Source organism: Methylosinus sp. sav-2, from assembly GCF_004366495.1.
In the GTDB taxonomy this organism is placed as follows: Bacteria; Pseudomonadota; Alphaproteobacteria; order Rhizobiales; family Beijerinckiaceae; genus Methylosinus.
Map to the genome: position 1 here is coordinate 88777 of NZ_SOEJ01000010.1, position 25549 is coordinate 114325.

The 25549-nt window shown below is 65.3% G+C and carries 16 protein-coding genes and 1 pseudogene; 11 read left to right on the forward strand and 6 right to left on the reverse strand.

The genetic code is table 11. From position 1 onward, the window contains the following. Window positions 1–41 precede the first annotated feature (41 nt). Window positions 42–284 (reverse strand): annotated as a pseudogene (locus EDE12_RS22280) (ATP-binding protein); the annotation flags it as partial. A 367-nt stretch (window positions 285–651) separates the two neighbouring features. Between EDE12_RS22280 and EDE12_RS15930 the strand changes: the two are divergent. From EDE12_RS15930 to EDE12_RS15945, 4 genes are read left to right on the forward strand one after another with little or no spacing between them, the layout of a single operon-like run. Continuing rightward, window positions 652–2955, forward strand: a complete 2304-nt coding sequence (locus tag EDE12_RS15930) for a TonB-dependent receptor (RefSeq protein ID WP_084768334.1) — start codon at window positions 652–654, stop codon at window positions 2953–2955. 22 nt (window positions 2956–2977) lie between these two features. Continuing rightward, window positions 2978–3988, forward strand: coding sequence for an ABC transporter substrate-binding protein (locus tag EDE12_RS15935; protein WP_026597781.1), 1011 nt, complete (start codon window positions 2978–2980; stop codon window positions 3986–3988). Beyond that, window positions 3957–4991, forward strand: a complete 1035-nt coding sequence (locus EDE12_RS15940) for an iron ABC transporter permease (protein ID WP_026597780.1) — start codon at window positions 3957–3959, stop codon at window positions 4989–4991. The genes EDE12_RS15935 and EDE12_RS15940 overlap by 32 nt, the downstream gene beginning before the upstream one ends. After that, a complete protein-coding gene (locus EDE12_RS15945; protein WP_166671866.1) occupies window positions 4988–5770 on the forward strand; it encodes an ABC transporter ATP-binding protein in 783 nt (260 codons plus the stop codon). The genes EDE12_RS15940 and EDE12_RS15945 overlap by 4 nt, the downstream gene beginning before the upstream one ends. Here EDE12_RS15945 and EDE12_RS15950 read toward each other — a convergent pair. After that, the gene (locus tag EDE12_RS15950; RefSeq protein ID WP_245275693.1) at window positions 5749–6717 is read right to left on the reverse strand and encodes an LLM class flavin-dependent oxidoreductase; all 969 of its coding nucleotides are present in this window, start codon (window positions 6715–6717) and stop codon (window positions 5749–5751) included. The two genes, EDE12_RS15945 and EDE12_RS15950, sit on opposite strands and share 22 nt — an antisense overlap. Before the next feature lie 243 nt (window positions 6718–6960). Between EDE12_RS15950 and EDE12_RS15955 the strand changes: the two genes are divergently transcribed. Then, entirely contained in the window at window positions 6961–9090 is a 2130-nt protein-coding gene (locus EDE12_RS15955; protein WP_026597778.1) for a DNA topoisomerase, read from the forward strand. Between the two features lie 17 nt (window positions 9091–9107). Here EDE12_RS15955 and EDE12_RS15960 read toward each other — a convergent pair whose 3' ends face one another. The 4 genes from EDE12_RS15960 to EDE12_RS21900 form a co-directional block, all read right to left on the reverse strand. Further along, window positions 9108–9605 carry an RES domain-containing protein gene (locus EDE12_RS15960; protein WP_026597777.1) on the reverse strand — a complete coding sequence of 166 codons (498 nt, stop codon included), beginning with the start codon at window positions 9603–9605 and terminating at the stop codon, window positions 9108–9110. An 8-nt stretch (window positions 9606–9613) separates the two neighbouring features. Continuing rightward, window positions 9614–9964 carry an antitoxin Xre/MbcA/ParS toxin-binding domain-containing protein gene (locus EDE12_RS15965; protein WP_026597776.1) on the reverse strand — a complete coding sequence of 117 codons (351 nt, stop codon included), beginning with the start codon at window positions 9962–9964 and terminating at the stop codon, window positions 9614–9616. Window positions 9965–10048: 84 nt separating this feature from the next. Beyond that, the gene (locus tag EDE12_RS15970; protein WP_026597775.1) at window positions 10049–11404 is read right to left on the reverse strand and encodes a glycosyltransferase family 4 protein; all 1356 of its coding nucleotides are present in this window, start codon (window positions 11402–11404) and stop codon (window positions 10049–10051) included. A gap of 367 nt (window positions 11405–11771) precedes the next feature. Next, a complete protein-coding gene (locus EDE12_RS21900) occupies window positions 11772–12083 on the reverse strand; it encodes a hypothetical protein (RefSeq protein ID WP_166671862.1) in 312 nt (103 codons plus the stop codon). Between the two features lie 87 nt (window positions 12084–12170). On the opposite strand from EDE12_RS21900, the gene EDE12_RS15975 reads away from it, so the two are divergent. From EDE12_RS15975 to EDE12_RS16000, 6 genes are all read left to right on the forward strand, one after another. Beyond that, a complete protein-coding gene (locus tag EDE12_RS15975; protein WP_245511939.1) occupies window positions 12171–19454 on the forward strand; it encodes a type I polyketide synthase in 7284 nt (2427 codons plus the stop codon). Between the two features lie 37 nt (window positions 19455–19491). After that, window positions 19492–20745: a 3-oxoacyl-[acyl-carrier-protein] synthase III C-terminal domain-containing protein gene (locus EDE12_RS15980; RefSeq protein ID WP_051592327.1), complete on the forward strand. Its 1254-nt coding sequence runs from the start codon at window positions 19492–19494 to the stop codon at window positions 20743–20745. Between the two features lie 11 nt (window positions 20746–20756). Then, window positions 20757–22481: a polyketide synthase dehydratase domain-containing protein gene (locus EDE12_RS15985; protein ID WP_024882196.1), complete on the forward strand. Its 1725-nt coding sequence runs from the start codon at window positions 20757–20759 to the stop codon at window positions 22479–22481. 139 nt (window positions 22482–22620) lie between these two features. Further along, the gene (locus EDE12_RS15990) at window positions 22621–23751 is read left to right on the forward strand and encodes an ABC transporter permease (RefSeq protein ID WP_024882195.1); all 1131 of its coding nucleotides are present in this window, start codon (window positions 22621–22623) and stop codon (window positions 23749–23751) included. Next, entirely contained in the window at window positions 23748–24470 is a 723-nt protein-coding gene (locus tag EDE12_RS15995) for an ABC transporter ATP-binding protein (RefSeq protein ID WP_024882194.1), read from the forward strand. Before EDE12_RS15990 ends, EDE12_RS15995 begins: the two co-directional genes overlap by 4 nt. Continuing rightward, window positions 24467–25519: an efflux RND transporter periplasmic adaptor subunit gene (locus tag EDE12_RS16000; RefSeq protein WP_026597772.1), complete on the forward strand. Its 1053-nt coding sequence runs from the start codon at window positions 24467–24469 to the stop codon at window positions 25517–25519. Before EDE12_RS15995 ends, EDE12_RS16000 begins: the two co-directional genes overlap by 4 nt. The last annotated feature ends 30 nt before the right edge of the window (window positions 25520–25549 follow it).

Here is a 25549-nt window from a genome sequence, read left to right on the forward strand (position 1 = left end):
CGTCGGGCGTCGCCGGCGGTCGGCTCTTGCCGTAGGGCGCCTCACTGCGCCTTGGGGAAAAGCAGGCGGAAGGTCGCGCCGCCGTCCGGCGTGTCCTCCACCCAAATGCGGCCGCGCAGCTTTTCCATCAGCTCGCGCGCGATGGCGAGGCCGAGGCCGGAGCCGGGCGTCGTCTCGCTCTTGCGCCAAAACGGCTCGAAAATCGCCTCGCGATCTTCGTTCGGCACGCCTTCCCCGTGATCGATCACGCTGACGACCGCGTCGGCGCCGACAATTCTGAGCACATGGGGCGCCGTCGCGACGGCGCCTGAAACTAGCTGCGCCTTTGGCGATTGCGTCGCGGTTGCGTCACAGAGGGAGTCGGGTCGCCCGATGACCCCTGGCGTCATCCGCAAAAGCCGCTCATCCGAGATCTGGCGTGGTTTCATTCGAATTCATCACGCTTTCGCCGATAATGCATTTAGCTCGAGCGTCGCCGATTGTTGTTTCGGCAAAGCGCCGCATTACGGAGCGAAGCGCCTCAAACAGCGGCAAGCTGTTGCAAATAAATCACAATTTTGGAAAAAATGTCCGCCGTCGTGGACGCCGTCGTCATTTTGGATATATAGAATAAATACATAGGTAGTGCGGGCTGAGGCGAAGGCTGGGGATATGATAATGAATCGAGGAATGCTGGCGCGTCCGCTGACGCCATCGTGGTTATATGGCGTTTCGCTGTTGGCGCTCGCGGCTTCCGCCGTCCCGGCGAAGAGCGAAGAAGCCCTGCCGCCTATCGAGATCGGGGCCGACGCCGCGCCGCGGAGCGACCGGGCCAAGGCCGCGGACGCTCCATTTCGCGCCGCCCGTCCCGGCGATGCGCTGAGCGGTCCGGCCGCCGACAATGCGCCGACGCCGAAGAGCTCGGTGACGATGGAGGGAATCAAGATACTCGGCGGTCCAGCGCAAGCGAGCTCCTATAAAGTGCTCGACATGATGCCGAGCGTGATCGAGGATTCGGCGGATCCCTATGGCCTCTCCTTCAATCGCAGCATCACCGTGCGCGGCGTTTCGGACTTCTTCCTCGCGCGCACCATCAATGGTCTGCCGATCCAGGGCATTGTCGGCGGCGCCGATCTGTTCGATCTCGACGATATCGGCCGCGTCGATCTCTATCGCGGGAGCATTCCCGCCAATCAGGGCTTCGGCTTCTCCAACGCCGCCGGCGTGCTCGATCTCAATTTGCTGCCGCCCAAGGAGAAGCTGAGCGGAACCATCTCGCAGGGCGCGGGCTCGAATGGTTTCCACCGCACCTTCGCGCGCATCGACTCCGGCCGGCTGCCGACGGGAACCTCCTTCTTCGTCTCGGGCTCCATTACCGACGCCGAGAAATGGAAGGGCGACGGCGACGCGCGGCGCAAGAACGTCGCCTTCGGTCTCACGCAACCGCTGGGCGACCAGCTCGAGGTCTCCGTCTATGGCGTGCATAATGATCAGAAGGCGAACGCCTATCTGCCGCTGACCTTTGTCCAGACGCAGAATCTCGCAGCGACCGCCTTCTTCGACTATAATACGGCCTTCACCGGAAAGTCGGGAATCGACGCGAGCTATTATGCTTTCAATCGCACGCGTTACGTCACCAATGCGATATTCGCGGAGATCGCCTATCGCATCGACCCGACGCAATCGATCGTTCTCAAGCCCTATTATTGGCGCAACACAGGATATCAGGAGACGACATCGGGAGCGAGCGTGCGCCTGTGGCCGATTAGCAATTATAATTTGGGCGGCACGATCGAATATAAGAAGCATCTGCCCTGGGACGCGGATTTCGCGCTCGGCTTTTGGAGCCAGTCGGCGGAGCCGGAGCCGCCGCCATTGCATCAGAAGCTCTATACAGTGACCCCGATCGGATCCCTGAATTTCTCGAGCTGGTCGTCGCTCGCGACGAGCGGCACGCATCAATTCTTCAGCCCCTACACGCAATATACGCAGACCTTCGACGCGACGACTGTTTCCGGCGGCGTGCGCCTGCACATAGAAAGCACGCCGCATCTGCAATATTTCAACGCCAAGGGCCTGCCGGACGTCACCTATTCGGACGTTTGGAGCTATCTTCCGACGCCCGACACGAATGGCGTTGCGCCTGCCGTCACCTATTCCGAATGGCTGCCCAATCTCGGCGTGCGGCATCGCCTCTCGGAGGAGTGGAGCGCCAATGCGAGCTATTCGCGCAAGGTCGCCCGCCCGGATTGGGGGCCGCAGGCGAGCTCCTTCCTCGGCGCCGAAGCCGCCTATCTCGCCAAGGGAATCACGCTTGCCTCGCTCATGGGCCGCATTCGGCCGGCGACCGTCGATGCAGTGGACGTCGGCCTGCGCTACGAGACCGGCGATTTGACGATCGCGCCGACCTTCTTCGGCTTCTGGACGCATAAGAAGGAAGTGCTCGTCTATGATCCCGCCGTCGGGCAGAACTATTATCAGAGCAACGCCGCGACGGTCGGCCGCGGCTTCGAGCTCGAGACGAGCTGGAAGGCGACCGACTGGCTGACGCTCACCGGCAGCGCCACAATCGCCTCAGAGACTTATGTGGCGAATATTCAGGCCGGCTCCTCATCCGTGATGCAGATCGGCGGCAAGCAGACGCCCTACACGCCGCGCTATCAGGCCAAGCTCGCGGCGACCTATCATCGCGACGGCTTCGAGATCACGCCTGTCGTTCGGTTCAACAGCACGCGCTATGGTCTCGCGGATAATTCGCAAGCTGTGAGCCCTTACGCCATCGTCGATGTCAACGCCTCCTATGAGTTCGGCACGAAGCTCGGCCTCACGCCGATGACCGTCTCGGCCGGCGTCACCAATCTCTTCGATCATCGCTACATCAGCGCGATCTCGGTGAATGAGACCAATCTGAGCAGCACTTCCTATTATGTCGGCGCGCCGCGGACGATCTTCGCCGGCGTCACGGCGTCTTTCTGAAAGCAATAGCGGAGGCGCGCCCATGTCGTCGCAGCTGGCTCGCATCCTCTGCATCGCTCTGGCGCTTTTGGCGTCGGTCGCGGCTGGCGAATGTCGAACGATCGTCGACATGGATGGGCGAAGCGTGACTCTGCCGGAGAAAGTCGCCCGCATCGTCACGGTGGGACCCGTGCCGGTTCTGAACGGCTTTCTCTTCGCTTTCGGCCGGCAGCAGTCGATCGTGAATGGCCTGCCCCGCGAGCTGGCGCGGAAATATCAATTCATCTTCGCGCCGGACCTCGCAAAAAAGCCGATCCTGCAGAGCTCCTCGAGCGGTCTCGCGGTCGAGGACATCGTCGGGCTGCGGCCCGATCTCGTCCTGACGATGGATCGCAGCGCGACGGATAGGCTCTCGGCGCTCGGACTGCCGGCGGTCTTGCTGAATTGGCGCGAGCCGGAGGACATCAAGGCGCTGATGACGCTGCTGGGGGCTATTCTCGACGAGAAAAAAGCCGCTGAAGACTATGTTCGCTATTTCGACGAGGCGCTGGCGCGGATCCGAACGACGCTCGGCTCCGTCGACGAGTCGAGGCGGCCTCGCGTGCTCTATGTGAACTACCGGCGTCTCACGCAGCCGCATCGAATCGCCGAATGGTGGATTCCGCACGCGGGGGGCCGCAGCGTCACCTCCGATGGACGTTCGGAGGAGAGCGTCACCTTCTCGCTCGAGCAATTGATCGCATGGAATCCGGAAGTGCTGATCGTCGCCGATCGCGGCGAGGCCGAGCTCGTCGCGGCCGAGCCGCGTCTGCGCGACGTTTCGGCCGTGCGAAGCGGCCGCGTGCATGTCGCGCCCGCAGGCGCACACCTCTGGGCGAATCGAACGATCGAGCAGCCGCTCACCGTTCTCTGGGCGGCCTCGATCATTCATCCCGAAAAATTTTCGGGGACCATGCTCGAGAGTGAAATGTCCGCGTTCTACGAGCGATTTTTTCATGTCTCTCTCTCGAAAGAGCAGATCGATGAGATTTTGGCGGGCTCCGCCGGCCGCTGACGGAGAGGGGCGCGGGCTGCTGCTCGTCTCGGCGCTCGCGCTCGGCGCGCTGATTCTCGCTTCCCTCGCGCTCGGCCGCTATCCTCTGTCGCTCGGCGCCGTCGTGGAGACGCTCATCGGCCGTGGCAATGGCTCGGAGAGCGACGCGACGGCGCAGACCATTATTTTCATGGTGCGTCTTCCGCGCATCGCGACCGCGGTCATGGTCGGCGCCGGTCTCTCGATCGCCGGCGCGGCCTATCAGACCGTCTTCCGCAATCCCATGGCCTCGCCTTCGCTGCTGGGCGTCTCGGCCGGCGCCGGCTTCGGCGCCTCGCTCGCGCTGCTGCTTCATCTCCCGACGATCGCCGTGGAGGCGGCGGCTTTCGTCGGCGGCCTCGCCGCGGTCGGCGCGTCCTATCTCGCGGCGAGCCGAGTCAAAAGCCAGTCGCTCATCACGCTGGTCCTATGCGGCATGGTCATGTCGGCTCTGTTTCAGGCGCTGATCTCGCTGGTGAAATATGTCGCCGATCCGGTCGACACGCTCGCCACCATCACCTTCTGGCTGATGGGGAGCCTCGCCAAGGCCAATGGCGCGGATGCGGCGACGGCGGCCGCGCCGGTTGTGCTCGGCGGCGCCGTCCTGTTCGCATTGCGCTGGCGCATCAGCCTTCTCGCGCTCGGCGACCATGAGGCTGCGGCGCTCGGCGCCGATGTGGTGCGGCTACGCATCATTGTGATTCTCTGCGCGACGGCGATGACCGCGGCGACGGTCTGCGTCGCCGGCATCGTCGGATGGGTCGGCCTGCTCGTGCCGCATATCGCGCGCATGCTGTTCGGCATGGAGCCCGGCCGCGTCATGGTCGCGACGGCGACATTGGGCGCGCTCTTCGTGCTCGGCGTCGACGATGTCGCGCGCTCCGCCTCAATTATCGAGATTCCGCTCGGCGTCATGACCGCGGTGATCGGCGCGCCCTTCTTTCTTTTTCTCGTCATTCGCGCCCGCAGCGAGCAATGGTCGTGACGCCCGCGATCGCGATCGACAGTCTTTCGTTCCGCCGCGCGGAGCGGCTCGTGCTCGACGCGATCTCTTTCGCGCTCGATGCCGGCGAGATGCTCGTGCTGCTCGGCCCCAACGGCGCCGGCAAGAGCACGCTCGTTCATTGCCTGCTCGGCCTCGCGGCTCCGCACGCCGGAAGCGTCCGCGTGCTGGGCGAGGATCTCGACCGCCTGGCGAGACGCGAGATCGCCAAGCGCATCGCCTATGTGCCGCAGGCCGGCCACAGCGCCTTCGCCTTCACAGTGGAGCAGATGGTTCTGATGGGCCGCTCCGCGCATATAGAGGGCGCCGGATCGCCCTCGCGCCGCGACCGCGAGGTCGTGCGGCGCGCGCTGGCCGACACGGGCGTCGAGCATTTGGCGAGCAAGCCCTTCACGCAGATTTCCGGCGGCGAGCGGCAGCTCGCGCTGATCGCGCGCGCCCTCGCGCAGGACACGCCGATCATCGTCATGGACGAGCCGACCTCGAGCCTCGATCTCGGAAATCAAGGCCGCGTGCTCGATCTGATGCGTAAGCTCGCAGCCGAAGGCAAGTGCGTCGTCATGACCACGCATCTGCCCGACCAAGCCTTCAATCTGAAGGCGCGCGTCGCGCTCTTGCGCGATGGCCGCTTGATCGCCGAAGGGCGCGCCGAGGCGGTCTGCGATCTCGGCTCGATGAGCCGGCTCTATGGCGCGCCGCTGCTGAGGCTCTCCGACACAGTGGACAGAGGCGTCGTCGGCTACGTGCCGGACCTCTCCTGAAGCGCCGCCTCGACCAGAGGCCGTGCCTCGCGCGCCAGCAGAGCGAGCGATTTCTCGAGCAGAGGCAGAGGCAGAAAGCCGAAGAAGGCGCTCAGCGCATTCACATAGGTGACGCCGAGCTCGTCGTGCAGCGCGAGAAAGGCCCGTGCGCAAGTCTGCGGCGAGCCGGCGATGACCATGTCGCGATAGAAATTCTCGGGCTCGAGATCCGCCTCGGTGACGACGCCTTTGCGATTGAAGAGGCCGAAGCCGCGCAGCCGCGTCGTCAGCCTCTCGATCGTCGGCCACAGCTCTTCCCGCGCGCTTTCGTCGGACTCGCTCACATAGACGAAACGTCCGAAAGGCGCGCGCGTGGGATCGCCGCCGGCTTCGACATAGGCCTTCAGCAGACGACGCTGATTGGCCATGCTGGTGATGCCGTGCAGAATGAGCGAATGTCCTTCGCGCGCCGCCCAGGCCGCGGTCTCATCCGTATAGGTGCCCATATAGATCGGCGGATGCGGATGTTGCACGGGCTTCGGCTCGACGGAGAGCGCGCTTTCGCCGATCGTGATCTTCTCCTCGGTCCAGGCGCGTCGAATGAGCGCGAGATTGTCACGAAACAGCGTGTTCACATTCTCCGCCGGCACGCCATAGGCGTCGAGATATCGGCCATTGCCGCCGCGCGAGACGCCGAAATCGACGCGGCCGTCCGATAGGACATCGAGCGTCGCAATCTCTTCGGCGAGGCGAATGGGATGGTGAAGCGCCAGCAGCAGCACTGAGAAGCCGACGCGCAGGCGCTTTGTGCGGGCGAGGATCGCGGCGGCGAGCGCGATGGGCGAGTGACAGCGCCGCCCCTCGACCTCGATGATGCTGCCTTGGAAATGCTCCTCATTGATCCAGATCGCATCGAAGCCGAGCGCATCGACATGTTCGGCGAGCGCGAGCAATTGCGATGTCGACACGGATTCGAGGCCGCCGCCACAGCCCGAAAGACCAATGCGAAAGCGCTTCGGCGCTCGAACTCTTTCCTCCTGGCTCAATGACGCACCCTCGCTATCGCTATGTCAGCTCGATATATATCGGTGGAGCGGACGCCACAACGGATTTTGCGGACGTTCTCATCCATGGGCGCGGATGTGCTTTTGTTCTTTGTTCGTTCTCAAATATGCGCTACGCTGAAACTCTGTTCGATTCGGCATTGGCGCATGGCGACACTGATCATCACGGAAAAGGCCAGTCAGGCGAAGGATCTTCGCGCGGCTCTCGGCGCGCGCTTCGGGCAAATTCTGCCGGCCGAGGGCCATCTGCTTCGCTTGGCCGAGCCCGAGGAGATCAACCCCGTCTGGAAGCGCTGGTCCTGCGTCGTCCTCAAGCCGGACGGGCTCTATCCGACTCGCGAAGCCTCGCAAGGCAATAAGTCCGCGAAGCTCCGGGCCATAGCGACGGCGCTCTCCGCCTGCGACGATGTGATACTCGCGACCGACTGCGACCGCGAGGGGCAGCTGATCGGCCAGGAAATCCTCGACCATCTCGGCTATCGCGGGCGTGTGCGGCGGGCTCTGTTCACCGCGCAGGACCCGAAGACGCTGCAGCAGGCTTTCGCCCGGCTGAAGCCCAACGCCGACATGCGCCCGCTCTATGAGGCGGCGGTGGCGCGCCAGCAGGCCGATCAGATCTTCAACCTGTCGCTGACGCGGACGGCGACGAAGACATTGCTCTCGCCCGGCGTTCGCGGCGTGATCGGAATCGGCCGGGTCAAGACGCCGACCTTGGCGATCGTCTGTCTTCGCGAACTAGAAATCCGCAATTTCCGGCCCGAGGATTATTTCGAGGTCGTCGCCAGCGCGACCGTCGAAGGCGGCAGCTTTCTGATGCGCCATGCTCCTGCGCCCAAGGCGCGGATCAAGACGCGCGCCGAGGCCGAGACGATCGCCAGAGCCGCCGACGGCCATCAGGGGCCTCTCGGCGTCGCCGTCGATGAAAAGCGGCAGGCGCCGCCGCGTCTCTTCGATCTCCCATCCTTGCAGAAGACCTGCGGCCAGCGCTGGGGATGGACCGCCGACAAGACGCTGTCCGTGGCGCAGGCGCTCTATGATGGCGATGGCAAGAAGCTCATCACCTATCCGCGGGCGGAAGCGCGCTATCTGAGCGAAAATCAGATCGGCGACGCGCCGGCGATCGTCGCCGCGCTGACGCGCCTGCGCGGCTTCGCGCGGCTCGAGATCGCCGCTCCCGTGATCCGGCGCGGCAAGTCAGGCCATTTCTGCGACAAGGCGCTGGAGGGCGTCTCGCATCATGCGGTCGTGCCCAACGTCAATGTTCTCGACGATCTCGAAGTCCGCTTGGCGCGTCTCGACGAGGATGAGAAGCGCCTGTTCGCGCTCATCTGCCGCTCCTATCTGGCCGCCGTCATGCCCGATTACGAATATCGGCAGACCATCGTTACAATGGCGGTTCCGATCGCGGGCCGAAGCGCGGCCGAATTTCGCGCCGTCGGGCGGATTCCGCTGCGGCTCGGCTGGAAGGCGGTCTATCAGGCGATCGAGCCGGACGCCGAGACAGAGGCCGAGCAGACGCTGCCCGCGCTCCGCGACGGCGAGCGCGCGACCCTGTCCGAGCCGCGCGTCGAAGCGAAGAGAACGCAGCCGCCGCCTCGATACAATGAAGGCACGCTCGTCGATGCGATGCAGAATGCATGGCGCTTCGTCGATGATGTCGCGCTTCGCGACCGGCTGAAGGAAGCCAAGGGGATCGGCACGCCCGCGACGCGGGCCGAGATCATCAAGGGATTGAAGCGGCAGAATTTGCTGACGGCCGACGGCAAGCTGGTGCTGCCGACGCCCGCCGGGCTGCAATTGTTCGAGCTGCTGCGCGGCGCCGCGCCCGCGCTGGTCGATCCCGCGACGACGGCTCTGTGGGAGATGCGCCTCGATGAGATTCTCATCGGCAAGGCGGATTATCATGCGGTCATCGATGGCGTCGCCACCGCCGCGCGGGAGCTGATCGAGGCGCTGGTTGAAAAATCGAATGGAAAAGTCGAGCTGACGACGGCGGCGCCGGCCCCTCGATCGGGGCGCCGCCGCCGCAGCGGACCGGCCGATTCTCGCGCCGCGGCGCCAAAGAGCGCGAGTCCGCGGCGTCGTGCGTCGAAGGCGAAATCACCCGCATCGCAGGAGAGCGGCGGCGAAGAGCGCCCCGGTCGCGCCAAAGCGCCGACCGAGAAAATGGTCGCCTATGCGCAAAATCTCTCGCGGACCAAGAAAGTGAAATTGCCCGAAGGCTATCGGCAGGATTTCGACGCCTGCCGCAAGTTTCTCGACGAGCATGCGAGATAGCGCCCGCTTCTTTCGCGTCACCTCGACAGCCGACCTTCGTCGTCGATCGGCGACAGATAGGACGGAGGGGCGTTTCCCCATGACCAGAGCACGAGGTTGAGATCGTCCTCGCGCGTTCCCGGGGCGAAGCTGCGAACCAGCAGCCCGCAATAGCCAGCGCCGATCAGCCGCCGGGCGAAGCTCTGTGTTCTCGCTTCGCCGCTCGCGCGCATCTCGTCGCGCCAAGTCGAAGCCGCGAGAGCGGCGGCGTCCATGCCTTCGCTCGCGAGCGCCGTCGCATCCCGCGTATCGAATATTCGTTCGAGATCGGCGTCGTAGGAGACGAGCGTGGTGGGCTGCAGATTGCCGACCTGATTGGCCTCCCGAATGGCGGTCATGATGGAGAGGCAGCAATACAGCGCGGGAACGCCTTTGGGATTGAAGCGACCGCCATGCAGAGCGGCCCCGTAGCCCGAGAGCGGCTCGCGCGCATAGACCGGATTGAGCGCTCGATAGAGCTTGCCCCTATAGGCGATGGCCGCGCTCAGGCGTGGACGCCTGCGTCGATGGCGTCGATATAATCGAGGACCTCATCGGCCCGGCCGCTCTTGACGAGTTGCATGGCGGTGAAGCCAGAAAAGCCGGCGAGCGGTTCCGAGCGGTACCAGGCATAGGCCAGAAGCGCCGAGCCGAAGCGCGGCTCGACCTTGTTGAGGACCTCGACCATCTCCCGCAGGCGACGCTGCGTCTTATCGGAGCGAAGCCGGCTGGCGCGCTGCACGGCGTCCTTGCCCAGGCCGGCGGTGCGGGCGATCTCCTCGCTCGAGGTGCGAAGCATGTCCGCGATCTTGCGTGGCGCGAAAATCCCATCGTCCGCATATCGAGCCAAGCTCATTGTTCGGCCTCCGCTGGCTGCCGAATATTATGACGCAATATAGCGTCATAATGCGCGGCGTTCAAGGGGCGTGTGTCGCCCCTTCTAGAGGATCGTCGCGTCCTCGTGGAGAATTTGCGGCGCGGCCTTCTCTCGCAGGCCGATATGCGCGAGAAAGCCGTCGACCATATTCTCGGTCGAGAAGCGCGCGGCGACGCGGGGCGCATTGTCGGCGAGCTCGGCATGCAGGGCGTCGTCGGTCAGCAGGCGTTCGAGCTGGCGCGCGAGATCGCCGCTGTCCCAGCATCGAAAGATCAATCCGCCGGCGCGGCCGCCATCGGCCACCACCTCGGCGACGCCGCCATAATCCGGAACGACCGCCGGAGCGCCGAGGCTCATCGCCTCGGCGACGACCAGCCCGAAGGGCTCGCCATTGATGGAGGGGCACACGGCGCACCGACAATGCGCGAAAAGAGCGTCGCGCGTCGCTGTCGACACGGCGCCCGAATGGTGGAGATCAATGCCGAGATGCGTCACAATGTCGTGGATCGCGGTGCGATAGGCGAGGCCCTTCGCCGTTGCGCCGCAGATGACCAGCTGGAAGCGGAGACCGCGGGCGAGAAGGATTTTCGCCGCATAGAGAAGAAGGTCGATGCCCTTCTCGCTCTCTTGGCGGCCGACGAAGGCGAGGATCGGAAGATCGCGCCGCAGACGCGGAAAGCTTTCCGTCAGAATCGAAAAATCGGGAGCCGGCCCTTCCTTCGGCGGCTCGATCCCGCAATAGAGAATTTCGAGACGAGAGCCGTCGAGACGAAGATCGTCGACGAGGCGGGACGCATAATGCCGGCTGAGGACGATCGCCGGCCAGCGCGCGTTTCGCACCGCCTCGTCCACGCGGCGGCGATAAATATCCATCACGCCGCAGGCCTCCGCGAGGCTCGCGAACTCCTCGTCGCCCTGGAACGTCACCAGATAGTCGAACGGCTTGCGCGTGTGCTTTTGCGCCTCTAGCGCCAGCGAGCCGATCGAGCCGAAGCCCATTTTGACATGGGTGACGCCGTCCTGCTCGATGAAGCGCGCGAGCCTCTTCGCCAGAGCGACATCGGTCTGCTCGTAGCAAAACAGCGAGCGGACCAGATTGCGCATGAGATTTTCGACGAAGCCCGGAACGCCTTGGGCGACGGCGCGCCGCAATTTCCGCGGCAGTCGAAAGGCGATGCGCCCGATGATGCGATCCATGAATTCCGAAGGGCGCGAGAATTGATAGCGCGTGCCGTGGCACAACATTCTCTGCTCGACTCCAGCGGCGAGAAGCTCGGGCGTCTCTTCGAGCATCCAATAGACGACGACCTCGTAACCGCGGCGGCGGAGCGCATTGGCGAGCGTGGCGTCATGGACCGTCGAGCCGAGATAGGAGCCGCTTCCTATGGTGACGATCGCGAATTTGGGACGTGACGTCACGGGGCCGACCTTTCCTCGATGAATTATTGAAATCGACCGGGGCGACGCTTCGCTGCGGCGCGCAAACAGGCGACGGACTCGTCGTCCGCTCCGCATCATCATCATTATCGGAAACCAAGATGTGCGCCAAGTCACAGCAGCTTCGTCCAAATATGCGCATGGTCCGGCTCGGCCCGTCGGCTTCGACGTCTCCAGCGGAAGGAATATCGATCTTCGGATCGGCTTCGGCGAGCGTTTTTGCCCTGTGCCGTAAAGGGATGGCGTAGAGCTTGCTTTTGGGGAGACATCGATGAGCGACTGTGCCGGCGACGAGAAACGAGCCGGCGCGATCTGCATCAGGGCGACGCAGATCGAATTGGATCGCAGATCATGAGGTCGGAGGGAGTTTTGCTCTCCGGCTTTTCGAAGCCGTATATTTAAGCATACTGCCCTGTTTCTGGGTGCGGCGCACAAATTTGGTGTTGCTTTCCAGGAAAGCGCAACTATCAGCTTCGATGTTTGAAGAAATAACGCCTTTGCAATGGTGCTTGTTGCGTCCGCGGGCGCGAATGGGTGGGGCTGAGACATGGAGCGAGTAGCGGCTGTTTCTCCCAGTCGATGCAGAAACGCCGAAATTATCGTCGCGGTCAGCAGGGCCGGCGGCTCCGGGCTTCTCGACATTGGAGCGGACGCCGATCACGACGAGCTCCGCGCGACGCTCACGCGCCTTCACGACAAGGCGGCTGCCGGACGATGGGGGCTGCGTTGGGACGCACAGTTCTCGAGCGTGGCGAGCGTCGCGGAGCTCGAGCGACTGGTGGACGGAAGCGTCGATGTTCTCGTCGTCGCCGGGGTCTCGCGTGACGAGGCCGCGGCGATCCGTGCGAGCGCGACGCGATTCGCCCGCTTCGTCGCTCTCGAGGCCTATGATCTCGAAAGCGCGCTGGCGGCGCAGGATGCGGGCTATGACGGCGTCGTCGTCAAGGGCGCGGAGGCCGGCGGCCGGATCGGCAAATCCTCGTCTTTCATACTGTTGCAGGAATTTTCCGGCGCGCTTCGCATCCCCTTCTGGGTCGAGGGCGGCATAGGGCCGTGCAGCGCCGCGGCGGCGGCGCTCGCCGGCGCGGCGGGCGTCGTGCTCGCCGAGCAGCTCTGGCTCACCGAGGAAGGGCCTTATGGGGCGCCGGCTCTCGCCGCTTCATGGAGCCGGTTGGACGGCGGCGAGACGGTCGTCATCGGCGACGGCTCCTCAATGGTGCGGCTTTCGAGCCGGCACGGCAGGGAGAAGCTGCGCGCGCTGGAGCGCGCCGTCGCCGAGGGCGAGGATTGGCGGGCGCTGCTGCGCCGGGCGTCGCAGGGCGAAGACCCTGTTCTGCCATTGGGTCAGGACATCGCCTTCGCGGGCGGATTCGCGCGCCGCTATGGCTCGACCGGGCGCGCCGTCGCCGCGATCGCCGAGACGCTGGCGACTGCCGCGCCGGGCGTCGACGGGCTTTTCGCCGAAGGCTCCGATCTCGCGACCATTCTCGGCGTGCGCTATCCCATCGCCCAGGGGCCGATGACGCGGGTGAGCGATGTCGCGCCTTTCGCGCGCGCCGTGGCGGATGGCGGCGGTCTGCCCTTTCTCGCTCTGTCGGTGCTGCGTGGGCCGCAGGCGCGCGCGCTGCTCACGCAGACGAAGGCGCTCATGGGCGAGACGCCCTGGGGCGTCGGCATGCTGGGCTTTACGCCGCTGGAGCTGCGCCAGGAGCAGATCGAAGCCATTTCCGAAACCAAGCCGCCTTTCGCGATCATCGCCGGCGGACGTCCGAGCCAGGCGCGCGATCTCGAGGCGCTGGGCGTCTCGACCTATCTGCATGTTCCCTCGCCCGGCCTGCTGCAGGGTTTCTTGAAGGAGGGCGCGCGAAAATTCATCTTCGAGGGCGGCGAATGCGGCGGCCATACCGGCCCGCGCACGAGCTTCGTCCTATGGGAATCCGTGATCGAGATTCTTGCCGACGCCAAGATCGACGATCCGCGCTCGGTGCAGATTCTCTTCGCCGGCGGCGTGCATGACGCCCTATCGGCGGCGATGGTCTCCTGCCTCGCTGCGCCGCTCGCGGCGCGCGGCATGAAGATCGGCGTGCTGATGGGCACGGCCTATCTCTTCACCCGCGAGGCGGTGAGCGCCGGCGCGATCCTCGAGGAGTTCCAGAATCGCGCGCTGCGCTGCGAGGAGACGGCGCTTCTGCAATCGGGCGTCGGCCTCTACACGCGCTGCGCCGCGACGCCCTTCTGCGACGAGTTCGACGCGACGCGCCGGCGCCTCATTCGCGAGGGGAAGTCGGACGAGGAGATATTGGTGGCGCTGGAGCTGCTCAATGTCGGCCGTCTGCGCATCGCATCCAAGGGCCTAGCGCATAAGGGCGAGCAGAAGGGTCTCGACGAGACCGGCGGCTATGTCGAGCTGGATGTCGAAGCGCAGCGGCGCGAAGGCCTCTATATGATGGGCGAGGTCGCGCGCCTGCGTCGCGACACGCTCTCGATCGCCGAGTTGCACGAAGAGGTTTCGCAAGGCTCCGCCGAGCTGCTCGCGAAGCGGCGCGCCATGGCCGAGGCGGCGAGCGCGCGCGCCACGAGAGAAAAGGGCGAGGACATCGCCATCGTCGGCATGGCCTGCGTCATGCCCGGCGCGAAGGATGCGCGCGCCTTCTGGCGCAATATCGTCCAATCCGTCTGCATGTTCCGCGAGGTCTCCGAGGATCGCTGGCGTCCGAGCGATTTCTTCGACACGGCCCGCGCGCCGGATCGCGTCTATTCGAAATGGGGCGCCTTCCTCGACGAGATCGCCTTCGATCCGACCGCCTATGGCATTCCACCGGCGAGCCTGCCGTCGATCGAGCCGGTGCAGCTGCTGGCGCTGCATGTCGCGACGCAAGCGCTGGCGGACGCGGGCTTCGATCGCCGGCCTTTCCCCAAGGACCGCACGGCGACGATCTTCGCCAGCGGCGCGATGAACGAGCTCGGAACGCTCTACGTCTTCCGCACGCTGCTCTCGCATTATCTGCCGAAGGTTGCCGGCCTCTCCGAGGAGACGCGCGCGCATATCGTCTCCTCTCTCCATGGAAAGGAGCTGCCGCAATGGACGCCGGACTCTTTCCCCGGCTTTCTGGCCAATGTGGCGGCGGGCCGCGTCTCCAATCGCCTCGATCTGCGCGGCGCCAATTTCACCGTCGATGCGGCCTGCTCCTCCTCGCTCGCCGCGCTCGACGCCGGCATTCGCGAGCTGCAGTCGCATGACGCCGACGTGGCCCTGGTCGGCGGCATAGACGGCGCCAATGGCTGCATGGCCTTCATGTCCTTCGCCCAGACCCATGCGCTGTCGCCGACCGGCGTGTGCCGCCCCTTCTCGGATGCGGCGGACGGCATTGTGCTCGGCGAAGGCGTCGCGGCGATCGTGCTGAAACGCCTCTCCGACGCGGAGCGGGACGGCGATCACATTTATGCTGTGGTCAAGGGCGTCGGCAGCTCGAGCGACGGCCGCAATCGCAGCCTGACCGCGCCGGACAATAGAGGCCAGGCTCTGGCGCTGCAGCGCGCCTATGAGAAAGCCGGCGTCAGTCCGGCGAGCGTCGCGCTCATCGAGGCGCATGGCACCGGCACGGCCGTCGGCGACAAATGCGAGATCAAGTCGATGACCCAGGTGTTCGGCGAGGATGGCGCGGCGCGTCAGTCCTGCGCGGTCGGCTCGGTCAAATCGATGATCGGCCATACCAAGGTGACGGCCGGCCTCGCGGCGATCATCAAAGCGTCCTTGGCGTTGAAACATCGCGTGCTGCCGCCGACGCTCGGCGTCGACAAGCCCAGCTCGCGCGTCGATTTCGCGCAGACGCCCTTCTATGTGAACACAAGCGCAAGGCCATGGCTCGCGCGCTCGCCCGATGAGCCGCGGCGCTGCGGCGTCAGCGCCTTCGGTTTCGGCGGTACCAATTTCCACGCCATTCTCGAGGAATATGACGGCGGCTATCGCGAAAGCGACGTCGAGAATTTCACGCCGCGCGCCGCCGAGATCATCCTGGTGACGCGCGCCGATGGCGCCGAGGTCGAGCGCGCGGCGCAGAGCCTCCTCGAGCGGCTCGTCCATCCAGACCTTCTCGCGCTCGGGCAGCTCGCCTATTCGCTGCATCTCGACGAGCAGGCGATCCGCCTGCCCGCGGGCGAGCCGGTGAGCCGGCTGGCGATCGTCGCGACCTCGGTCGAGGATCTGAAATCGAAGCTCGAATTCTTCCTGCGCCAAGGCAAGGGCAAGCGCACGATCAAAGCGCCGCAAGGGATCTATTTCCACGATCGCGGCGCGGAGGCGCCCGGCGGCGGCGTCTGCATGCTGTTTCCCGGACAAGGCTCGCAGAAGCTGGACATGCTGAGCGATCTCGTCATGTCGCGCCCGTCGAGCTACGGCCTCTTCGAGCACGCTGATCAGGCTCTCGCGGGCGCGCTGCCGCAGCGGCTCTCGCAATATATCTACCCGCTCCCGAGCTTTTCCGAGGAGGAGCGCGAGCGTCGCAAGGCGGAGCTCGACGACACGCGCGTCGCGCAGCCGGCGCTCGGACTCGCCGATCTCACCGCCTATGATCTTCTCGCCAAATTCGGCCTCGCGCCCGATTTCGTCGCCGGCCATTCCTATGGCGAATATGTCGCGCTCTGCGTCGCCGGCGCGATCTCGCGCGACGATCTGCTGCGTCTGTCGCAGATCCGCGGCCTGATTTCGGCCGAGGCCGCCGCGGCGGATGGCGGGACGATGGCCGCCGTCGCCGCCGATGAGGCGCGCGTCGCGCAAGTGATCCATTCGCTCGGCCTCGAGGTCGCGATCGCCAATCTCAACGCGCCCGATCAGACGATCGTCGCAGGCGGCGGCGCGGCGATCGACAAAGCGGTCGAAGCCTTCCGCGAGCAGGGTCTGCGCGCCAAGCGCCTGCCGGTGACGGCGGCCTTTCATTGCGCCGCCATGGCCCCGGCGCAGGCGCGCCTCGCCGCGCAATTGTCGAAAACTGCCTTCACGGCGCCGAAGCTGCCCGTCTACAGCAATACGACCGCCGCTCCCTATCCGAGCGAGGCGCGGGAGATAGAGGCGCTGCTGGCGCGCCATATCGCCGAGCCGTTGCGTTTCGTCGAGGAGATCGAGCGCCTCTACGAGGCCGGCGCGCGCGTCTTCATCGAGGCGGGGCCGGGAATGGTTCTGAGCGGCCTCGTCGATCGCATTCTCGGCAAGCGAGAGCATGTGACGCTCGCCGTCGATGCGCCGGAGCGCCCGGGATGGCTGCAATTCGGCCATTTGCTCGCCCAGGCGATCACGCTCGGCCTGCCGGTGGACTTGGCGCAATGGTTCCGTCATCGCGGCTTCGCGGAGATCGGTCTACCAGCGCTGTTCGAAAAGGCCGAGGCAGCCGCCAATCCGCCGGCCTCCGTTTGGCGCGTCAGCGGCGGCAAGGCGGTCCCTTGGCGCACTCCGGCGCCGACGACGGCCGAGAAAAAGTCGGCGCCCGAGCCAATCCGCATTCCGAGCGAGAAGGCGCCCGCGCCCGTCGCCGTCAATGGCGCGAGCGGACCCCGAAAGCCCATCGAATCGAATGGCGTCGCAGCGACGCCGATCCTGCATCGAAGGAGAGAGTCCGTGAACGACCGCGAGCCGAAATCCGGCGATCCCGCGCCCGTCGCGGCGAGTCCACGAGGCTCGCCGCCGACGATGGCGCGGATGCGCAGCGAGTTGACGCAACTCATCGAATTGCAGCGCGAGCAGCAGGTGACGCTGCAGCGCTTCATCGCCTTGCAGGAACGGCTCCTATCCGCCGAGGCCGGCGCCGACTCTTACTTCGATCAGGCGCTGGAGCAGGCGCCGGAGCCCGCGCGGTTCGAAGCGCCGCAGCGCGCCGAACCCGTCGCGCCGGCGCCGTCCGCGCCGCATCGGCTGCTGACGCCGAGCGTGCCGGTGCCCGTGCTGCCCGAGGCGGTTCTCGCTGCGGTCAATGGAGCGGCCGCCAATGGAGCCGCCATCGTCTCTGCTGCGCCCATCGCCGAGGCGCCGCCGCGCATCAATGGAGCCGCTGCCCCGAAAGCCGAGGGCGCGTCGAGCGAAATGCCGCCGACCGCGCAATTCAGAGCCGAGCTTCTCGCGACGATGATCGAGCGCACCGGCTATTCGGCGGAAATGCTGGATTTCGACGCGCATATGGAGGCCGATCTCGGCGTCGACTCCATCAAGCGGATCGAGATTTTCAATCAGCTCAAGGATCGCTTCCCCTTCATGGAGGGGCAGGACGAAGAGACGATCTTCGACGAGCTCGCCGGCCTCAAGACATTGAACGCCGTCGTCGAATGGTACGACGGCCTGCATGCGCGCCGCGCGGAAACGGAAGGAACCGAACCGGCAAAAAAATCTCAGGCTCCGTCGTCTCTGTCCCCGCTGGGGACGGTGGAGTCCAATAATGAGACAGTGGGTCCGAAGGAAACGCTTCGCTATGTGCTCAGCCCCCTCTCCGCGCCGCGCGCCGCGCGGGCGTCGGAAATGGACGGCTATCCTTATGAGCGCGTGATCCTCATCGTCGGCGAGGCGACGCCGGTCGCCGAGGCGCTCGACGCAGCGCTGAAGGCGCGCGGCTATCAGGTCTGGCGGGCGCTGCCCGGCGACGAGACCGCGACGCTCGCGACGGATGCGATGACGATCGACTTCGCCGATCCCGAAGGGGTGAAGGCGCTCGCGACCCGTCTCGCCGAGGGCCGCCATCGCGTCGGCGCGCTGTTCAACCTCGCCGGGCTCGACGCCGAGGGCGTGGACGATCGGCGCCGGCTCGCTTGCGCGCGCAATCTGTTTCAGCTGCTCAAGACCTTCGAAGGCGATTTGAAGGACAGCGCGGGCCGCGGCGGCGGCTGGCTCGTCAATGTGACCGCGCTCGACGGTCAATTCGGCCTGCGACGACAGCAAAGGTTTTCCGCCGCTGCGGCGGGCTCGCTCGGCGTCGCCAAATCCGCCGCGCAGGAATGGCGGGATTTGCGCGTGCGCTGCATCGATGTCGATCCGCATCTCGCTGCGGACAAGATCGCGCGAGAGCTGATGATCGAGGCCGGCCTGCGCGCCTCGCCACTCGAGATCGGTCTCACCGAGGACGGGCGCTGGACGCTCGATCTCGCCCAGGCGAGCGCCGCGGCGGCCGAGATCGAGAGCCTGCGCCTCGAGCCCGAGGCCGTCGTTCTCGCGACCGGCGGCGCCTATGGCATCACCGCCGATATAGCGAGAGCGGTCGCCTCCGCCTATCGTCCGCGACTCGTCCTCGTCGGACGCAGCCCGGCGCCGGCGGCGGAGCCCGAGGAGACGCGGCGACTTTCCGCGAGCGAGCTGAAAGAGTTTCTGATCGGCAGGCTGCGCGCCGAAAATCCGAAGGTCAAACCCGTCGAGATCGAGCGCGTCTGGAAGCGCATGCTGAAGGATCGCCAGATCCTCGCCAATCTCGAGGCGATGATTTCTGCCGGCGCGCGCGTCGAATATCATTCGCTCGACATCACCGACGCCGACGCTTTCGGCCGGCTCATCGACGATGTCTATGCGCGCTTCGGCCGCATAGACGGCGTGCTGCATGGCGCCGGCGTGCTCGACGATCGCCTCATTCGCGACAAGACGCTCGACTCCTTCGATCGCGTCTTCACGACCAAGGCGACGCCGGCCTTCACGCTGATCGAGAAGCTGCGTCCCGAAGGGCTGCGCTTCCTGCTGTTTTTCTCGTCGATCGCGGGGCGTTTCGGCAACGCCGGCCAGAGCGACTATAGCGCGGCCAATGAGGTGCTGAACAAGCTCGCCTCGCGGCTGAGCCTCGAATGGCCGAAAACGCATGTCGTCGCGATCAATTGGGGGCCGTGGAACGGCGGCATGGTCACTGACGAATTGCGCCGGCTCTACGAGTCCAAGGACATTCGCACGCTCGAGATCGAGCAGGGGCGGCAGGAATGCCTGGACGAGCTGGCGCGCGGCGCAACCGGAAATCCGGAGATCGTCGTCGCGGCGAGCATGCAGAAAATAGCGCAATTGGCGCTGCGCCAGTAAGGCGTCGAAGCGGGCGGGTCGAAGAGGGGGTTGAGAAATGTCTTTTGCACTTACCGAGCGCTTGACGCGCGCCAGCGTTAAAAATGCTTGTTGTCTCACCGATTTCGTTCCGGTGCGCATGGCCGATCCGACGCCGCAGGGGCTGACGCTGGAGCTCAGCGCCTATGGATTCGCGCGCGCCTTCTGCTCGCGCAACGGCCTTACCGACAAAGAGGCGTTTTTCGCCAAGCATCAGGAGATCAGGCAGAAATTCTCGAACTACGGCCTGTCTCCCGCTGTCGTGAAAGCGCGACAGCTCGTCTTTTTTCCGCGCCTCAAGGACATCGTCTTCGCCGACGGGGAATTCTCCGTCAACGAGCCGGAAGAAGAATATATGCGGCTCTTCGACAATTACCGCGATCTCAATCCGAAGGATTTGAAGGCGCGGCACGAGAGCTACGCCCACGTCGCGGATGATTGCCTCGAGAAAATGTACGCCGACGCTTTCGAGGCGCCGGACGATCTCATCCATGTCACCTGCTCGGGCTATCTCGCGCCGAGCCCGGTCGAGCGCATGACCGCGAAAAAGGGCTGGCTGCGCACGACGGTCACGCACAGCTATCATATGGGCTGCTACGGCGCCTTTCCGGCCATACGCATGGCGCATGGCTTTCTCGCCTCCTCCCATATGGGCGTCACGCCGCCCAAGGAGCGCGTCGATATCGTGCATACGGAGATTCTCTCCGCGCATCGCGACGCCGAGGAGCTCACCGCGCAGAACATCATCACCATGACGCTGTTCGCGGACGGCTTCATCAAATACTCCGCCGTCACCGAGGATTATCTGAGGAACCAAGGTCTCTCCGGCCTCAAAGTGCTCGCTTATAACGAGCATCTCCTTCCCGACTCCGCCGACGACATGACCTGGGTGCCGGGTCCGACGCGCTTCCATATGAGCCTGTCGATCATGGTGCCGGTGGTCATCAAGGCCGCGGTCAAAGGCTTTGTCGAGGATCTTCTGCATCGCGCCGGGCTCGATTTCGAGCGCGAGCGCAGCCGGCTCTATTTCGCCATTCATCCGGGCGGACCCAAGATCGTCGAGCATATCCAGTCGGAGCTGAAGCTCGACGACGATCAGGTGGCGATGAGCAAGAATGTGTTCTTCGAGAATGGCAATATGTCCTCGGCCACCGTGCCGCATATTCTGAAGGCGATCGTCGAGGAGCGCTCCATTCCCACCGGCGCGCATGTCGTGGCGCTGGGCTTCGGCCCCGGTCTCACCGCGACCGGCCTCGTGCTCGAGAAGATCTGAGCGCGGATCGCATGGACGCCGTGCTCGAAGCGCAGGATCGGACAGTGTCGAGGCGCCGCGGCGCGCTGCCTTTCGTCGGACGCGTCATCGCCGCGACGCCCGGCGAGAGCGTCCTCGTCGAGCGCATCCTGCATCTCGACGAGGACCTCTATCTCGCCGACCACGCCTTTGTTCACGCGCCCGGCGTCAAGCCGCTCTCGGCCTGCCTGCCCGTGCTGCCGATGATGATGAGCATAGAGGTGATGGCGGAGGTCGCCGCCTGTGTCGTTCCGGGACAGGGGCTCATCGGCGTCGAGGAGATCAAGGCGACGAGATGGATCGATCTCGTCGATGTCGAGGCCACGATTCTGACGATCGAAGCCCGTCTCGACCGCTACGACCCGCAGCGCGAGGCCACTTTCGTGCGCGCGGCCATTCGCGCGGAAGGTCAGAGCGGGCCGTCGGTCGAGGCGACTCTGCTGTTCGGCCGCCATTATCTGCTGGAGCTGTTCCCGGATTTCGGCGCGCTCGACGCGGGAACGGCGCTCAGGGTCGACGCCGCGAGCCTCTACGCCGAGCGGCATTTGTTCCATGGCCCGGCCTTCCGCTGCCTCTTCGGCGAGGTTTTCGTCGAGGATCGGCGCATCGCCGGCCATTTGCGCATCCCCTCGCCAGCCGGCCTGTTTCGCTCCACAGCGGAGCTTCAGCTGCTGCTGCAGCCCTGCGTGCTGGACGCCATCTGCCAAATGGTCGGCGTCTATGCGATGCAGCGCGATCGCTATGCTTTTCCCGTGGGGCTCGGCAAGCTCGAGCTCTACCGGCCGACGCCGCCCGCGGGAACGCTCGTCCCCGTGCGCATCGAGCTTCGGAAAACGGACGGCAAGACCATTCACGCCGATGTCGAGGCGGAGGATGGCGAAGGCGGCGTCTGGATGCGCATCGCGGATCTGCGCTGCTGGAAATTCCAATGGGAGCGGCGTCTCGTCGATTACCGCCGCGCGCCCGGACAATTTCTGCTCGGCCGCCCCGCGCCGGTCGGCGACACGGCCGACGGCCCGCTGGTCCTCCACCTCGCCGAGCCCGATCTCGGCAAATTCGATCCGCGAATGCTCGCGCGCGATTGCCTCGGCCTCGAGGAGGCCGCCGTCTATGAGAGTCACGCCCGTTTTCCGGCGCGCCAGCGCCAATGGCTGCTCGGCCGCGCGGTCGCCAAGGATTGCGCCCGGCGCTGGATCAGCAACCGTACGGGGGCCGAAATGGCGCATCCGGCCGCGATCCTCGTCCGATCCGATCCGGCCGGCCGCCCCTATGTCGCCGGCGCGGACGGGCGCGAGGCCCTGCCCCATGTCAGCATCGCCCATTGCGAAGATCGGGCGATCGCCGCCGCCCATAGCGGGCGCGTCGGCGTCGACATAGAGCGGATCGCCGATCGGGACGACGGATTTCTCGCCGCCGTCGCCGGCCCTGACGAGCGCGAGAAGGTGAAGGCGCTCGGAGCGGCCCGCCGCGCCGAATGGATCACCCGGCTCTGGGGAGCGAAGGAGGCGGTGGGAAAGCTGCTCGGCTCCGGCGTCGACGGAAGGCTGAAATCGCTCGAAGCGGTCGATTTTTCGCCAGACGGGAGCGTTCGAATCCAGGATCGGGAAACCATGTTCGCCTATGCTGTCGAGACTATAGAAAGCGATGGCTTTATAATAGCTTGTGCGACGGAGGACGCCCCTCTTCCGCCCCGAGGCGAGGAATGCGCCTCGGCTTGAGTATTTTCCGAGGGCGCCGCAATGTCCCCTAGGGGCGGCTGGCGGCGAGGTGGAAAGGGTCGATGTGTCCGGCGATACCCTATTTGCGTTGAAAAGTCGGGCTGAGAGCGTCTCGGCCGCCGCGTCGAAAGGCGCGCGCATGACTTTGCTCATCGCATGGCGAAATCTCGTCCACGACCGCATCCGCTTCGCGATCACCCTCACCGGCATCGCATTCTCGACGATATTGATGGGCATTCAGCTCGGCATGCTGCTGAATTTCGTCCATACGATCTCGACCGTCGTCGATCACGCGGGCGCCGATCTCTGGATCACGGCGGAAGGCGTGCCCAGCGTCGATCTCGCGACGCCTCTGCAGGAGCGGCGGCGCTTTCAGGCGATGTCGGTGGAGGGGGTCGCGGCGGCCGAGCCCTATATGCTCCACTTCGGCTTTTTGAAGCGCCCGGACGGCGTTCGGCAGATTGTCATCGTCATCGGCATCGATCCTGACGCGACGATGGGCCTGCCCTTCGCCATGGTCGAGGGGCCGAGCGCGAAAGAGGCGCTGGCGGAGCCGGACGGCGCGGTGATCGATCGCCTCTACGCCGATAAGCTCGGCATTCGCACGCTCGGCGAGACGGTCGAGATCAACAGCCACAGAATTCGCGTGGTCGGCTTCACGGACGGCATAAGGACCTTCACCCAGGCGCCTTATGTCTTCATGTCGCTGGCCAAGGCGCGATCCTTCTTCTATGCGCCGGACAATGACATCGCCTATGTGCTGGTGCGCGTCGCCGAGGGCCATAAGCCCGAGGCCGTGGCCGAGGCGCTCGCCGCGCGCATGTCGGAGGTCGAGGTGCTGACGGCGGGACAGCTCGCCTGGCGCAGCCAATATTATTGGCTCGTGACCACGGGCGCTGGCATCACGCTGGTCAGCTCGACTCTGCTGGCGCTGCTCGTCGGCGTCGTCATCGTCGCGCAGACGCTCTACGCCAGCACGATGGATCGCCTGCCGGAATACGCCGTCATTCGCGCCATGGGCGGCCCGCGCTCCTATCTCTATCGCATCATCGTGCAGCAGGCCGTGCTCGGCGGCGTGTTCGGCGCGGCGATCGGACTCGCTGTCATTGCGGTCGTCGTCGTCTTCACCCGCCATCTCAGCTCCGCGCCGGAGGTTCCGCTCTGGCTCGCCTTCGGAATCGTCGTGGCGACGATGCTGATGTGCGTCGCCGCCTCGATCGGCTCGATCGGCAAGGTGATGACGGTCGATCCGGTGAAGGTGTTCCGATGATGCAGCCCATTTTGAGCGCGCGCGGCCTCGTTCACAATTTCGGCGAAGGGCCGAGCGCCGTCCAGGTTCTGAAGAATATCGACATCGATATTCTTCCGGGCGAGGTCCTGCTTCTCGTGGGTCCCTCCGGCAGCGGCAAGACGACGCTCGTCCATATACTCGGCCATCTGCTGCGCCCGACCGCCGGCAAGATCACCATATGCGGCAAATCCACCGAGACTTTGGACGAAGATCGGCTGGCGGAGCTGCGCCTTCAACATTTCGGCTTCATCTTTCAGGCGCATAATCTGTTCCCGATGCTGACGGCGACGGAGAATGTGATGGTCGCGCTCGATCTCATGGGCGTCGAGAAGGATGTCGCGCGCGTCCGGGCGCATGAGCTGCTCGGCAGCGTCGGCCTCGGTCATCGCATCGACGCCTTTCCGTCGGAGCTCAGCATCGGACAGAAGCAGCGCGTGGCGATCGCGCGCGCGCTCGCCGCCGATCCGGAGATACTCATCGCCGACGAGCCGACGGCGGCGCTCGATTCCGAGAATGGTCTGAAGGCGATGGAGCTTCTGCAGGCGCTCGCGCGCAACAGCCGCCGCGCGGTCGTCATCGTCACGCATGACTTTCGTATTTTTCAGTTCGCGAATCGCGTCTTGCATCTGGAGGACGGCCGCATCGTCGATAAGCCTCCAGAGTCGTCCCATTCCTTCGGCGCAGGGAGCGCGTCATGAAACTCGATCGGCCGTCGCCGGCCATTCTTCTTCTCGTCGGCCTCGCCGCCGTATCGTCCACGATGAGCGGCCGCGCGGAGCAGGCGCTTTCCTCGAGCACCAAGCTCGTCTCGCAACATCGGGTCGCCGCCGCGCCCGGCGTCGTCGAGCCCAACAGCAAGGAGCGCGAGATCTCCGCGCAGATCGTCGGCGTGATCAAGGAATTCAAGGTCGACGAGAATGACGAGGTGACGGCGGGGCAAGTCATCGCCGTCATCGACAACGCCGAGCAGAGCGCGCGCGTCGCCTCCGCTCAGGCGCAGCTCGCGCTCCGTCAGGCCGAGCTCGACCGCATTCTGCATGGCGCGCGCGCCGAGGAGCTGCGCGAGGCCGAGGCCGCTCTCTCGGAAGCCGACGCCGGGCTCAAATATGCGCGTCGCGACTATGAGCGTCGGCAGCCGCTGGCCAAGCGGGGCGTCTCGCCGCAGGCGATGCTCGATCAGGCGAAGGCCAATCTCGACGCCAGCGAGGCGCGCCGCACCGTCGCCGCCCAGCGACTCGCGCAATTGCAGACGGGCGCCCGCTCCGAGGACGTCGACGCCGCGCGCGCGCGGCTGCGGCTCGCCGATGCGGAGCTGGCCTCGGCGAAGGCGATCTTCGACAAGACCTTCATTCGTTCGCCGGTGGCGGGAACCGTCTTGCGCCGCACCCATGAGGTGGGCGAGACCGTCACCAATGTGCCGCCGACGACGGTCGCCATCGTCGGCGATCTGCGCGGCCTCAAAGTGCGCGCCGAGGTGGACGAGACCGACATCGGCAAGGTGACGCCGGATCAGCGCGTCGAAGTGGTCAGCGACGCCTATCCCGGTCGCAAGTTCCAGGGCCGCGTGAGCTGGGTGTCGTCCCGAATGGGCTCGAAGATCGTGCAGACCGGACGTCCCGGCGACCGCATCGATACAAAGGTCCTGCAGGTGCTCGTCGATCTCGACGACGAGGCCAAGCTGCCCGTCGGGCTCAGAGTGGACGCCTATCTCTTCGGGGAGCTCGTCGCCGCCAAGCCCGTCCATTGAGGAAAGCCGTCCCATTGAGGCGCCGGCCCT